Annotated in this window: 17 protein-coding genes; 10 read left to right on the forward strand and 7 right to left on the reverse strand. The window is 68.7% G+C overall.

The window, feature by feature from the left end; all coding sequences use genetic code 11:
• Window positions 1-2 precede the first annotated feature (2 nt).
• Together ESP70_RS06085 and ESP70_RS06090 are read right to left on the reverse strand one after the other, a co-directional pair.
• A complete protein-coding gene (locus ESP70_RS06085) occupies window positions 3-188 on the reverse strand; it encodes a hypothetical protein (RefSeq protein WP_149688386.1) in 186 nt (61 codons plus the stop codon).
• Window positions 189-222: 34 nt separating this feature from the next.
• Window positions 223-1,035, reverse strand: a complete 813-nt coding sequence (locus ESP70_RS06090; protein WP_149688387.1) for a helix-turn-helix domain-containing protein — start codon at window positions 1,033-1,035, stop codon at window positions 223-225.
• 59 nt (window positions 1,036-1,094) lie between these two features.
• Here ESP70_RS06090 and ESP70_RS06095 point away from each other — a divergent pair, with 59 nt between their 5' ends.
• The gene (locus ESP70_RS06095; RefSeq protein WP_149688388.1) at window positions 1,095-1,532 is read left to right on the forward strand and encodes a DUF3224 domain-containing protein; all 438 of its coding nucleotides are present in this window, start codon (window positions 1,095-1,097) and stop codon (window positions 1,530-1,532) included.
• 37 nt (window positions 1,533-1,569) lie between these two features.
• Window positions 1,570-2,007, forward strand: coding sequence for a DUF3224 domain-containing protein (locus ESP70_RS06100; RefSeq protein ID WP_149688389.1), 438 nt, complete (start codon window positions 1,570-1,572; stop codon window positions 2,005-2,007).
• Window positions 2,008-2,021: 14 nt separating this feature from the next.
• Here the strand turns inward: ESP70_RS06100 and mca are convergent, their stop codons facing one another.
• Entirely contained in the window at window positions 2,022-2,918 is an 897-nt protein-coding gene (gene mca, locus ESP70_RS06105; protein ID WP_149688390.1) for a mycothiol conjugate amidase Mca, read from the reverse strand.
• An 88-nt stretch (window positions 2,919-3,006) separates the two neighbouring features.
• Between mca and ESP70_RS06110 the strand changes: the two genes are divergently transcribed.
• From ESP70_RS06110 to greA, 3 genes are all read left to right on the forward strand, one after another.
• A complete protein-coding gene (locus ESP70_RS06110; protein ID WP_188110513.1) occupies window positions 3,007-3,852 on the forward strand; it encodes an SDR family oxidoreductase in 846 nt (281 codons plus the stop codon).
• A gap of 13 nt (window positions 3,853-3,865) precedes the next feature.
• On the forward strand, window positions 3,866-4,243 hold the full coding sequence (locus ESP70_RS06115) for a DUF4307 domain-containing protein (protein WP_188110514.1): 378 nt from the start codon (window positions 3,866-3,868) through the stop codon (window positions 4,241-4,243).
• Window positions 4,244-4,307: 64 nt separating this feature from the next.
• Complete coding sequence (gene greA, locus ESP70_RS06120; RefSeq protein ID WP_056212285.1) at window positions 4,308-4,811, forward strand: transcription elongation factor GreA; 504 nt, start codon at window positions 4,308-4,310, stop codon at window positions 4,809-4,811.
• 99 nt (window positions 4,812-4,910) lie between these two features.
• Here greA and ESP70_RS06125 read toward each other — a convergent pair whose 3' ends face one another.
• Together ESP70_RS06125 and ilvA are read right to left on the reverse strand one after the other, a co-directional pair.
• The gene (locus tag ESP70_RS06125) at window positions 4,911-5,525 is read right to left on the reverse strand and encodes an HD domain-containing protein (RefSeq protein WP_149688393.1); all 615 of its coding nucleotides are present in this window, start codon (window positions 5,523-5,525) and stop codon (window positions 4,911-4,913) included.
• A gap of 31 nt (window positions 5,526-5,556) precedes the next feature.
• Window positions 5,557-6,747 carry a threonine ammonia-lyase gene (gene ilvA, locus ESP70_RS06130; RefSeq protein WP_246161831.1) on the reverse strand — a complete coding sequence of 397 codons (1,191 nt, stop codon included), beginning with the start codon at window positions 6,745-6,747 and terminating at the stop codon, window positions 5,557-5,559.
• Window positions 6,748-6,793: 46 nt separating this feature from the next.
• On the opposite strand from ilvA, the gene ESP70_RS06135 reads away from it, so the two are divergent.
• The 3 genes from ESP70_RS06135 to ESP70_RS06145 are packed head-to-tail and all read left to right on the forward strand — an operon-like array spanning window position 6,794 to window position 9,306.
• Window positions 6,794-7,276 (forward strand): nucleoside deaminase, encoded by a 483-nt coding sequence (locus ESP70_RS06135; RefSeq protein ID WP_149688395.1) that lies wholly within the window; start codon window positions 6,794-6,796, stop codon window positions 7,274-7,276.
• Window positions 7,277-7,321: 45 nt separating this feature from the next.
• Window positions 7,322-7,765, forward strand: coding sequence for a MarR family winged helix-turn-helix transcriptional regulator (locus ESP70_RS06140; protein WP_149688396.1), 444 nt, complete (start codon window positions 7,322-7,324; stop codon window positions 7,763-7,765).
• Entirely contained in the window at window positions 7,762-9,306 is a 1,545-nt protein-coding gene (locus tag ESP70_RS06145) for an MDR family MFS transporter (RefSeq protein ID WP_149688397.1), read from the forward strand. The genes ESP70_RS06140 and ESP70_RS06145 overlap by 4 nt, the downstream gene beginning before the upstream one ends.
• On the opposite strand, the gene ESP70_RS06150 is transcribed toward ESP70_RS06145, so the two are convergent.
• Window positions 9,303-9,635: an MmcQ/YjbR family DNA-binding protein gene (locus ESP70_RS06150; RefSeq protein WP_149688398.1), complete on the reverse strand. Its 333-nt coding sequence runs from the start codon at window positions 9,633-9,635 to the stop codon at window positions 9,303-9,305. The genes ESP70_RS06145 and ESP70_RS06150 overlap by 4 nt on opposite strands.
• A complete protein-coding gene (locus ESP70_RS06155) occupies window positions 9,632-10,735 on the reverse strand; it encodes an AI-2E family transporter (protein ID WP_149688399.1) in 1,104 nt (367 codons plus the stop codon). Before ESP70_RS06155 ends, ESP70_RS06150 begins: the two co-directional genes overlap by 4 nt.
• A 79-nt stretch (window positions 10,736-10,814) precedes the next feature.
• Between ESP70_RS06155 and ESP70_RS06160 the strand changes: the two genes are divergently transcribed.
• On the forward strand, window positions 10,815-11,561 hold the full coding sequence (locus ESP70_RS06160; RefSeq protein ID WP_188110515.1) for an ankyrin repeat domain-containing protein: 747 nt from the start codon (window positions 10,815-10,817) through the stop codon (window positions 11,559-11,561).
• A 31-nt stretch (window positions 11,562-11,592) separates the two neighbouring features.
• On the forward strand, window positions 11,593-12,228 hold the full coding sequence (msrA, locus tag ESP70_RS06165; RefSeq protein WP_149688400.1) for a peptide-methionine (S)-S-oxide reductase MsrA: 636 nt from the start codon (window positions 11,593-11,595) through the stop codon (window positions 12,226-12,228).
• The last annotated feature ends 25 nt before the right edge of the window (window positions 12,229-12,253 follow it).

Here is a 12,253-nt window from a genome sequence, read left to right on the forward strand (position 1 = left end):
AGCTAACGGTCTTCGTGCTCCCAGGGCTGCTGCGCCTTCTTGGAGTGCCGGAGGAACGAACGCGCGAGGAAGTAGGTCGCGACGCTGAGGGCCACCACGATGCCGAGCGCGAGCCATCCGGGCTTGACGTCGTCGTCGGTGAAGGCCGGCTCGGCCATGACGAAGGAGGCGATCGCGTACACGTTCATGCCTCCAGAGTAGTCGCCCGGATCGCCCGAGATGTCAGGCGTCCCTGGCGTACGTCGCGGGTGGGGTGCCGACGACTGCGGTGAACGCGCGGGTCAGGTGCGCCTGGTCGCTGAAGCCGAGCTCGGTCGCCAGCGCTGCCCAGTCCGTGCGCGTGCCGGCGTGGGCGGCCGCAGCGGCATCGAGCAGTCGGAACCGCTGCACGACCCACTTGGGCCCGATGCCGAGGTAGGCCGTGAACTGTCGCTGCAGCGTTCGCAGACTCACCCCCGCGAGCTCGGCCAGCTGCTCGGCCCGGATCAACGACCGGTCGCGCTCGGCCGCGTCGACGAGGGCGTTGACCTCCTCCGCGTACGGGTCGGCGACGACGTCGAGCCGGTCGAGGTACGCCTCGAGTGCCGCGACCATCTCCTCGTCGGGCGCGTCCGGCCTCAGGATCTCCGCGGCAGCCGGCGCATCATCCACGCCACCGAGATCGCCGAACGGCACGATCCGGCCCGCCACCGAGCTCAGGTCGGCGCCGAGCACCGCGCGGAAGCTCGCCGGCTTGAACGCCGCACCGAGCACGTGGCCCGTGCCGGTGAGCGTACGGACGAACGGCTTGCGGGTGATTCCGTTGACCAGCAGCCGGGGAGCACCCTCGAACGGCTCCGCCGACACGTGGACGAACGGCTGCGGGATGACCTGCTGCTCGAACGGTTCGGGGCACGCCCAGCGGACGATCCAGTGGTACTGGATGAACGGTTGCCAACGCGCGCACGGCACGACCCGGCGGATGTCGATGTGTTGCGCGGCAGCGGTCGGCCGCACGATCGCCGAGTCTCCCCTGCCGGCCGGCTCACGAGTCATGCGACCAGTGTCGCGTTTGTCCAAGACACTTCCGGCCAGCGCCTCCTAGCGTCGGACGCATGAGCAGAGCACACACCACATCAGGCAGGTTCACCGTCACGTCGTGGGAGGAGAAGGTCGTCGTCGACATCGACGGCGAGGGCACCGAGATCAACGGCGTCACCTATCCCAAGCGCGGCTTCTCGCGCGCCGACACGACGTACACCTACTCCGGCGACATCGAGGGCACGAGCACCGTGGCCTACCTGATCTCGTACAACGACGGCTTCGCGCCGGTCACCGGGTTCGAGTTGTTCGAGGGGACGATCGACGGGCACGACGGCTCGCTGGTGCTCCAGCACGCCGGTGACCACGACGCCGAGGCCGTACGCGCAACGCTGACGATCGTCGAGGGGATGGGCACCGGGGGCCTCGAGGGCATGACCGGAGAGGCAACCGTCGAGCTCGCCGGGCACAGCGACGACGGCTACCCGATCACGCTGACCTACGACCTGTGAACATGCCGACGACCACGAACGGGAGGACAGTGAGGACATGAGCACCGAGACGACAGGACGATTCATGCCGACCGGCTGGGACGAGTCGGTCATCGAGGACATCGACGGCGAGGGTGAGACCAAGAACGGCACCTACTACCCGAGCCGCGGCGTCACGGCCGCCAAGGTCACGTTCCAGTACACCGGCGACGTCGAGGGCACCGGCGCGACGACGTATCTCTTCGCGTACCGCGACAGCAAGGCCGGGCACGCGGACATCCTCGGCTACGAACGCTTCACCGGCTCGATCGGCGGCCGCACGGGATCGTGCGTGTTCCGGCACACCGGCGCGTACGAGGACGGCGCCGTCAGCGGGCATGTCGAGGTGCTGCCTGGCCTCGGCACCGACGAGCTCGCCGACCTGACCGGTTCGGCCGACGTCTCGATGGCGGGGCCGCCGCCCGAGGGCGGCTACGAATTCACGCTGAAGAGCTAACGAAGCCCTGCGCTCTAGTTGTCGCTTCGCGGGCTCTGCTGGCGCAGACCCGCGAAGAGGTCCGTCTCGGGGACGCTGGTCTCGACCTTGGAGTCCACGAGCTGGTAGTCCTCGGTCGGCCAGGCCTCGGCCTGGATCTCGTGCGGGATCGCGAACCAGAAGCCGTTGGGGTCGATCTGCGTCGCGTGCGCCAGCAGCGCCTGGTCGCGGACGCCGAAATAGTCCGCGCACTCGACCCGCGTCGTCAGCCGCGCCTCGTCCTCGGGCTTGCGCTCCCAGTCCTTGAACCGTTCCTCGTACGGGTTCTCGAGCCCGTGCGCCAGCATCGCCGTGGCGATCGCGTCCATGCGCTTCCAGCTCCAGCCCAGGTGGTAGTAGAGCTTGGACACCTGCCACGCCTCCCCCGCATCGGGGTAGCGCTCCGGGTCGGCCGCCGCCTCGTAGGCGTACACGCTGATCTCGTGGCACTTGATGTGGTCGGGGTGCGGGTAGCCGCCGTTCTCGTCGTACGTCGTCAGGACGTGCGGCTTGAAGGAGCGGATCAGGCGTACGAGCGGCGCCGCGGCCTCCTCGATCGGCACCAGCGCGAAGCACCCCTCGGGCAGCGGCGGCTTGGGGTCACCCTCGGGCCAGCCGGAGTCGACGAAGCCGAGCCAGTCCTGCTTGACGCCGAGGATCTCGCGGGCGCGATCCATCTCCTCGCGGCGGATCTCGGTGATCAGCGCCGGGTTGTCGACGATGCCGGGATGCTCGAAGCCGGGGTTGAGGATCGAGCCCCGCTCGCCGCCGGTGCACGTCGCGACGTGGACGTCGACGCCCTCGGCGACATACTTCGCCGTCGACGCCGCTCCCTTGCTCGACTCGTCGTCTGGGTGGGCGTGTACGTGCATGAGGCGCAGCTGGTCGACCACGGTTCTCCTTCGAAGGCTCGAGCAAAATCCTCGCACTGTCTCCAACATCGCGCGCAGCCTGGGTTGTTCCATCCGCCATACTCACGGAATGAGAACCCCCGATGCCGTGATCGTGACCGGCGCCTCGACCGGGATCGGTGAGGCCATGGTCGAAAACTTCGCCGCCAACGGCGTCCGCGTGTTCGCCGCGGTGCGCGACCTGTCCACGGTCGACGCGCACCCGCTCGTGACGCCCGTACGTCTCGACATCACGTCGGCGCAAGAAGCGCTCGACGCGGCCGAGGTCGTCGGTGAGGCGCTGGGGCCCGACACGCGGTTGCGCGGCATCGTCAACAACGCGGGCATCGCCGTCGGCGGTCCACTGGAGTTCCTCGACCTCGACGACCTGCGCCGTCAGCTCGAGGTCAACGTCATCGGCCAGCTCGCCGTGACCCAGGCGTTCCTGCCACTGCTGCGCCAGCACGGCAAGGGTCGCATCGTGTTCACCAGCTCGGTCGCCGGACGTATGGCCGCGCCGTTCATCGGCCCGTACGCGGCCTCGAAGCACGCCCTCAACGGCATGGCCGAGTCGATGCGCCGCGAGCTCAAGCCGTGGGGCATCGGCGTCTCGGTGCTCGCCCCGGCGACGGTGTCGACCCCGATCTGGGACAAGGCCGGTGTCGACGTCGATGCAGCCGAGGCCACGTTGCCGGCGCAGGCGCTCGAGCTCTACGGCGATGCGCTCACGGCGATGCGGACGATCTCCAAGGATGCGCGCCACGGCGGCATCCCCGCCTCGAAGGTCGCCGAGGCGGCTCACCACGCGGTCTTCGCCCGGCGCGCCAAGGCGGAGTATCTCGTCGGCACCGAGGCCAAGATGATCGCCGCGGCATCGAGCCTGCTGCCGTTCCGGACGTTCGACAAGGCCGTACGGAAGCAGATCCTCGGCTCCTGAGACAATGGCAGGCGTGACCGACCTCAGCTCGCGCTATGGCACCCGAACCCGACCCCGCTGGTTCTGGCCTGCCATCGCGGCGATCGGCATCGCGATCGGCATCTCGTTCGCCGCGTGGGTCGGCTTCCAGGACGAGCCGGTCAAGGGCCGTCTGTGGGGCTACGACGTCAAGAGCGACCACCTCGTCACGCTCAAGGTCGACGTCATCCGGCCCGATCCCCTCGCCGTACGCTGCACCGTCTACGCGCAGGCCGCCGACCACTCGATCGTCGGCGAGAAGACCGTCGACGTCTCTGCGGGCACGGCCGAAAAGACCCGCGTCACGATCGATGTGCAGACCGAGCGACGAGCTGTCACCGGTGTGCTGAAGACGTGTGAACCTCGTAGTTGAGTGCTAACGTTGGAAGTTCACCCCGGGCGTACGCCTGGGGTGCAGCACGTAAAGGAGCGCTCACATGACTCAGCCCACAGAGACCGACACCATCTGGGTGACCCAGGAGGCGTACGCGCGTCTGCAGCAGGAGCTTGAGCACCTCAAGGGCGACGTACGCGCCGACATCACGGCCAAGATCGCCGCTGCGCGCGACGAGGGCGACCTCAAGGAGAACGGCGGCTACCACGCCGCCCGCGAGGAGCAGGGCAAGACCGAGGCCCGCATCCGCCAGCTCGAGGACATGCTGCGGCGTGCCGAGGTCGGCGACAAGCCTGCCGACGACGGCCTGGTCGAGGCCGGCATGATCGTCACGATCCGCTTCAAGGGCGACACCGACACCGAGCAGTTCCTGCTCGGCTCGCGCGAGCTGCTCAGCATGGACTCCAGCGTCGACATCGACGTCTACTCGCCGACCTCGCCGCTCGGCGTCGCGATCCTCGGCAAGAAGCAGGGCGACGAGGCGACCTACGAGGCGCCCAACGGCAAGAACATCACCGTCGAGGTCGTCGACGCCAAGCCGTTCTGACCCTCACCCTGGGGTGAGCGGTGACGTGGCGTCCAGCTCGACACGCAAGCTGGACGCCAGCTCACCGCTACGCAGGTGCGGTGGACGCCAGCTCACCGCTCACCAGCCGAGGTCACGGGCGGCGACCTCCATGCCGGTGATCCCATGCACCTCGCGCTCGTGGATCACGACGCCGGCCATGCCGAAGCGGGGCGCCGCCGCCGGGTCCTTGACCCGTTCGATGATGTTGTCGACCAGGACGGTCTCGAGGTTGAGCCGCGGCCACTCGGCGTGGACGGCGTCCTGGAGCTCGCGCTGCGGCTCCTCGGCCCGACCGAAGTCGGCGACGATCCCGACGCGCACGACCCTCGGCAAGGCGCCGCGTCGTTCGGCCAGCCCGCCTGACGTGTGCAATGCGATCGCGTCCCACACCTGCTCGATGTCGCTCTCGCCCACCCCGAGACCGAGCAAGGTCTCGGCGGCGATGTCGGCGCCCTCGATCTCGAACCGTTCCCGCCCCGGGGCCAGGGCGCTCGCACCCAGCTCGTGCAGGAGCGTCGCCGCGAAGATGAGGATCTCCGGGGCCTGATCCAGCAGGCCTGCGGACTCGGCGTACGAGCGGGCATGCCAATAACTGCGCATGCTGTGGTTGAACAGCGACGCGTCCTGGTTGTCTCGCGACGTCGCGAGGATCGCGGCGGCGATCGGGGAGGACGGCAGGTCGAACGTACGCACTGGGGTCACCTTTCGGACGTGGCAGCGAGGGTCAGACGAGCTCGTATCCGAGCGCGACGAGACGCTCCCGGACCTCGGCACGATGCTGTGGGCCGCGCGTCGCGATCTGCACGTCGACGTCGACCTGGCCCACGTTGAGCGACTCCGAGGCCCGGTCATGGTTGACGTTGAGCACGTTGACCTGCATCTCGGCGAGATCCGTCAGCAACCGCATCAGCTCCCCGGGCCGGTCGGAGATGCGCGCGCGGAACAGCAGGAAGCGCTCCGCCGCAGCGAGGCCGTGCCGGATCACGTCGAGCAGCACGAGCGCGTCGATGTTGCCGCCCGAGAGCACCGCGACGACGGGGCCTTCGTACGCGTCGGGTCGCTCGAGGATCGCCGCGACCGCAGCGGCCCCAGCGGGTTCGACCAGCAGCTTGGCCCGCTCGAGCAACGAGATCAGCGCACTGCTCATCGACTCCTCGCTGACCGTCACGATCTCGTCGCAGAGTGACGCGAGGATTCCGTACGGGATGTCACCCGGCTGCGCGACGGAGATGCCGTCGGCCATCGTGATGCCCATCGTCGACGTGACCGGCTTGCCGGCGGCGAGCGAGGGCGGATAGGCGGCGGCGTCCTTGGCCTGGACACCGATGATGCGCAGGTCGGGGCGCTCGGTGCGCAGCAGGGCGATGCCGGCCGCCAGCCCGCCGCCACCGAGGGGCACGAGGATCGTCTTGACGTCGGGGCACTGCTCGAGAATCTCCAGGCCGACCGTGCCCTGCCCGGCGATGATGTCCTCGTGGTCGAACGGGTGGATCAGCACGGCGCCCGTACGCTCCGCGAACTCCCGCGCCGGCACGAGCGCTTCGGTCACGCCACTGCCGTGGAACTGGATGTCCGCGCCGTAGCCCTCGGTCGCCGCGACCTTGGGCAGTGCTGCGCCGACCGGCATGAAGATCGTCGCCTTGATGCCCAGCAGCGATGCCGCCAGCGCGACGCCCTGCGCGTGGTTGCCGGCGCTCGCCGCGACGACGCCACGGGCGCGCTCGGCCTCGCTGAGTCGCGAGATGCGGACGTACGCTCCGCGGATCTTGAACGAGCCGGTGCGCTGCAGGTTCTCGGCCTTGAGGAACACCTGCGTCGACGTCCGCGAGCTGAGCCAGCGCGAGTGCGCCATGGGCGTCACCTCGGTGACCCCTTCGAGAAGCTTGCGGGCAGCCCTCACATCATTCAGATCCACCTCACCAACGTAGTCGCTGCGGCTGAGCGACGGTACGTTCGGATGCATGGTGAGCGATGACGACCTGAAGCACCTGCGCCGCTGCCTCGAGCTGGCCGCCGAGGCCATCGAGGCGGGGGACGAACCGTTCGGCTCGGTCCTCGTGGGCCGTGACGGCGAGGTGCTCGCCGAGGACCGCAACCGGGAGACGTCCGAGCACGACCAGACCGGTCATCCCGAGTTCGCCCTCGCGCGCTGGGCGGCCGGCCACCTCGACCCCGAGCAGCGGGCGGCAGCGACGGTCTACACGTCCGGCGAGCACTGCCCCATGTGCTCGGCGGCACACGGTTGGGTCGGGCTCGGCCGGATCGTCTTCGCCAGCTCCTCGGCTCAGACGAGCGCGTGGCTCAGTGATCTCGGCGTCGGCCCGTCCCCCGTGCGCGCCATCCCGATCCAGGACGTCGCGCCCGGCGTCGTCGTCGAGGGCCCGGTTGCCGGCCTCGACGAGGAGGTCCACGAGCTGCACCGCCGCTACCGTCTCACCACCTGATCGCGGAATTTGGTTGCATGTCACAACCTGTTATATGGTTGCGCCATGCAAACACAGCCCTCTGACGCCGCCACCACGGCCGAGGACGCCTTCATGCAGCTCATGCTGGCGATGGGCCGTCGATTCCGCTCGCGCATCGACGGCGACACGGTCGACCCGTCGCAGGCCTCATTGCTCTACGCGTTGAAGTGCCACGGCTCGATGCGCCTCGGCGACCTCGCCGAGGTCATGCAGCTCGACGCGTCGACCGTCAGCCGGCACGTCCAGCAGCTCGGCGATCGCGGGTTCATCGAGCGCGAGCCGGATCCCGTTGACGGCCGCGCCCGCATCATCGCCCTGTCCCCCGCCGGCGCCGCGAGTCTCAAGAAGTCGTTCGACCAGCGCCGCGCCTTCCTCACCGCAGCGCTCGCCGACTGGGACGACGCCGACCGCGAACGCCTGCGCCACGACCTCACCCGACTCACCGCCTCACTCGGAGCCACTTCATGACAGACGCAGCACCAGCAACCGTCACACCCACCTACCTCTCGCATCGCCAGATCCTGGTGATCCTGGGCGGGTTGATGACCGGCATGTTCCTCGCCGCTCTCGACCAGAGCATCGTGGGCACGGCACTCCCCCGCATCACCTCGGACCTCAACGGTCTCGACAAGCTGAGCTGGGTCGTCACGGCGTACCTGCTCGCCTCGACCTCCTCGACTCCGCTGTGGGGCAAGATCTCCGACCTGTACGGTCGCCGGCTGATCTTCCAGATCGCGATCGTGACGTTCGTGGTCGGCTCCCTGCTGTGCGGGTTCTCCCGCAACATCGAGGAGCTCATCGGGTTCCGCGCGCTCCAGGGCATCGGCGGCGGCGGACTGATGGCGCTGGCGTTCGCGACGATCGGCGACGTCATCCCGCCGCGCGAGCGTGGCCGTTACATGGGCTACATGGGCGCCGTGTTCGGCACCGCGAGCGTCGCGGGTCCGTTGCTCGGCGGCTGGCTCGCGGACGGGCCGGGCTGGGAGTGGATCTTCTGGCTCAACGTGCCGATCGGCATCGTCGCGCTCGTCGTCACGTCGTACGCCCTCAAGCTCCCGCACACCCGTCGTGAGCACGTCATCGACTGGCTGGGTGCCGCGGTCCTCGTCAGCGGCGTCTCCTCAATGCTCCTGTACGTCTCGTGGGCCGGCCCCGATCACGGCTGGGGGTCGACCCTCGGGCTCGGCCTGCTCGCCGGTGCGATCGTGCTGACGGCACTCTTCATCCTGGTCGAGCTGCGGGCCACCGAGCCGATCATCCCGATGGAGCTGTTCCGCGGCTCGATCTTCCGCACGACCAACGCGATGTCGGTCGTCATGGGCATGTCGATGTTCGGCGCGATCATCTTCGTGCCGCTCTACCTGCAGATCGTCATGGGCATGTCACCGACGAAGTCCGGTCTCGGCATGCTGCCGATGGTCACCGGCCTGTTCTGCACCTCGATCCCGTCAGGCAACTGGGTGACCCGCACGGGCCGCTACCGTCCCCTGCCGATCGCCAGCACCGTCGTGGTCTTCGTGGCTCTGCTGGTGCTGTCGACCGCAGACGCCGACAGCCCCTACTGGCGCATCGGTCTCGGCATGTTCATCCTCGGCGCGGGTCTCGGCCTGACGATGCAGCTGCTGACCGTGATCGTGCAGAACTCGGTCGACCCCCGCCACATGGGCATCGCGACGTCGACGATCACGTTCTTCCGTACGCTCGGCGGTGCGTTCGGCGCCGCGATCTTCGGCGCAGTGCTCAACACCCGGCTGACGCATCACCTCGCGGCGACCGTCGGCGGCGGTGGCGATGCGCCCAAGATCAATACCAACGACGCCTCGGCGATCCACGCCCTGCCCCAGCCGTTGCAGGGCAAGGTCATCGAGGCGTTCGCCGACTCGCTGCACGACGTGTTCCTGGCAGCACTGCCGATCGTCACGATCGCGTTCGTGTTCGCCCTGCTGATCAAGGAGATCCCGCTGCGCACACGCGACACCCCGGTCCCCGCCGAGGCGACGGAGCTCTAGGGCCGGTCGCGGGCGGGGAGGTTGTCGACCACCAGGTCGTACGAGTCCTCGACGAGCTCCTCGACGAGGCCGGGCGGGAGCGCGCCGTCGACCTGCACGGTGATCCAGTGCTTCTTGTTCATGTGATAGCCGCGGGTCACCGACTCGTACGTCTCGACGAGGCCCGTGACCTCCTCGGGCTCGGCCTTGAGGGTGACGTGTGTCGGTGACTCGGCGGCGGTGATCGCGAAGACCTTGCCGCCGACCTTGAACACCGCGGTCTCCTCGCCGAACGGGAACGTCAGCGCGGCGCCGGGCAGGGCCAGGCACACCGCATGGACGTCGGTCATGCGAGACCTGGCAACGGCTCGGTCCCGTCGTCAGGTGGCTCGTCGTCGAACTGCTCGGCGACCGTGGCGAGGTGGCGTACGACGCCGTTGAGGCAGGCCGCGAGCGGCACCGCGATGAGTGCGCCGACGACTCCCGCGACGACGACTCCGGCGGTGATCGCGAAGATGATCGCCAGCGGGTGCACGGCGACGAGGCGCCCCATGAGGAACGGCTGCAGCACGTGCGACTCGATCTGCTGGATCGCGATGACGACCAGCAGCATGAACAGCGCGGTCCACGGGCCCTGCGCGACCAGCGCGACCAGCACCGCGACCATGCCCGACAGCAGCGCACCGATGATCGGGATGAACGCGCCGAGGAAGACCAGCACGCCGATCGCGAACGTCAGCGGCACACCGAGTGCCCACGCGCCGAACGCGATGCCCATAGCGTCGGTCAGCGCGACGATGACGGTCGCGCGTACGAACGCCGTCAGCGACGCCCAGGCCGTGTGACCCGACGAGTTGACCCGCTCACGTGCACCCCGGGGGAACAGCGCGACGACCCAGCTCCAGATGCGGCTGCCCTCGTAGAGGAAGAAGAACGTCGAGAACAGCGCGATGAAGAAGCCCGCGAACAGGTGGGTCAGCGTCGTGCCGACCTCGCCGACGCGGGTGATCAGCGACGTGTCACTGGACTGGATCGACTCCTTGGCGTTGTCGATCCACGTCTGGATCTGGTCGTCGCTGAGCTTGAGCGGCCCGGTCTTGGCCCAGTCCTGGATCTTGGAGATGCCGTCGACGACGCTCGTACGCAGATCGGTGGCCTGGGTCGCTAGCTGTTGCCCCACCACGGCGAGCATGCCGAAGAACGCGATGAGCAACGTGATGACGACGATGAACGTGGCGGCGATGCGCGGGATCCGGTGCGCCTCCAGCCAGTCGACGAGGTTGATCGTCAGCGCCGTCACGAGCACCGCGACCGCGAGCGGCACTGTGATCTCGGAGAAGTAGCGCAGGAAGAACACGCCGAGCAGCACGGCCGACGCGATCACGAGCATCCGCCAGGCCCACTGCGTGGCGATCTCGACGCCGATCGGCACCTGGTAGCGCTCCCTCACGAACCACACCTCATGCGCAGGAGCCTAGTGGTGGTGTCGTCGCCGGAACCTCCCGGCGCTCCGGGGAGTTCAACTCGACGTGAAGAAGGCCCTGTCCGTCGTGTCCGTGGTCGTCGCGTTGGCGGCGACGGGATGCTCGTCGCCGGATCCCGCCCCGGGGCCCACGTCCCCGTCGCCGACGCGCTCGGTGACCACACCGACACCGACGCCAAACCCGTACGCGTCGCTGTCCGACGCCGAGCTGGGGACGCGCCTCCTGTCGGCGGCGGCGAAGGGCCGGGTCACCGAGGTCGCCCAGCTGCTCGGGGCTGGCGCCGACACGGAGGTCCGCGACGCCCGTCGGCGTACCCCGCTCCTGCTCGCCGTGACGCATGACCGCGTCCGGGCCGCGCGCGCCCTCGTCACCGCCGGCGCCGACCCGGACGCGCTCGACGACCGGCACGACACCCCGTGGCTCGTCACCGGCGTCACCGGCAGCGTCGCGATGGCGAAGGTCGTCCTGACGGCCGACCCGGACCTCACGATCCGCAACCGGTTCGGCGGGCTGTCGCACATACCGGCGAGCGAGCGCGGCCACGCGGACTATGTCGCGTACGTGCTGGAGCACACCGACATCGAGGTCGACCACATCAACGACCTCGGCTGGACCGCCCTGCTCGAGGCCGTGATCCTCGGCAAGGGAACAAGACCGTGGCAGCGCATTGTTGAGTCATTGGTCGACCACGGTGCGGACGTGTCGATCGCCGACAGCGCCGGCGTGACTCCCTTGGAGCATGCACGTCGTCACGGCTTCGTCACGATCGCTCGAATCCTCGAGCGCGCGTGAATCCGTAGACTCGAAACGAGAGGTGGAACCCATGATCTTCAGTCGCAGCAAGTCAGAGCTCCCCGGCGCAGAGAGCGCCCTCCCCGGCCGCGAAGGCCGTCCCTATCAGGTCGGCGGGACGCACCTCACCCTCGGCAACCCCGTCGAGACGCAGGCGCCCGAAGGCTTCGGCGTCGCGGTCTTCGGCCTGGGCTGCTTCTGGGGCGAGGAGAAGACGTTCTGGGAGGTTCCCGGCGTCTGGTCGACGTCCGTCGGCTACGCCGGCGGGGTCACGCCCAACCCGACGTACGAGGAGGTCTGCACCGGTCGCACGGGGCACGCCGAGGTCGTCCGGGTCATCTTCGACCCGGCCAAGGTGACGTACGACGACCTGCTCAAGGTGTTCTGGGAGAACCACGACCCGACGCAGGGCATGCGACAGGGCAACGACCGGGGCACGCAGTACCGCTCCGTCATCCTGACCACGACGCCCGAGCAGCAGGCTCAGGCCGAGGCGTCCCGCGAGGCGTACCAGGTGCGGATGACCGAGGCCGGCTACGGCGAGATCACCACGTCGATCCTGCCGCTGGAGACGTACTACTACGCCGAGGACTACCACCAGCAGTACCTGGTCAAGAACCCCTTCGGCTACTGCCCGCTGCACGCCACAGGCGTCTCGTACGCCTGAGGTTGCCCGGATCCGGGAGCGGTGA

Source organism: Aeromicrobium ginsengisoli (assembly GCF_004134905.2).
GTDB lineage: Bacteria > Actinomycetota > Actinomycetes > Propionibacteriales > Nocardioidaceae > Aeromicrobium > Aeromicrobium ginsengisoli.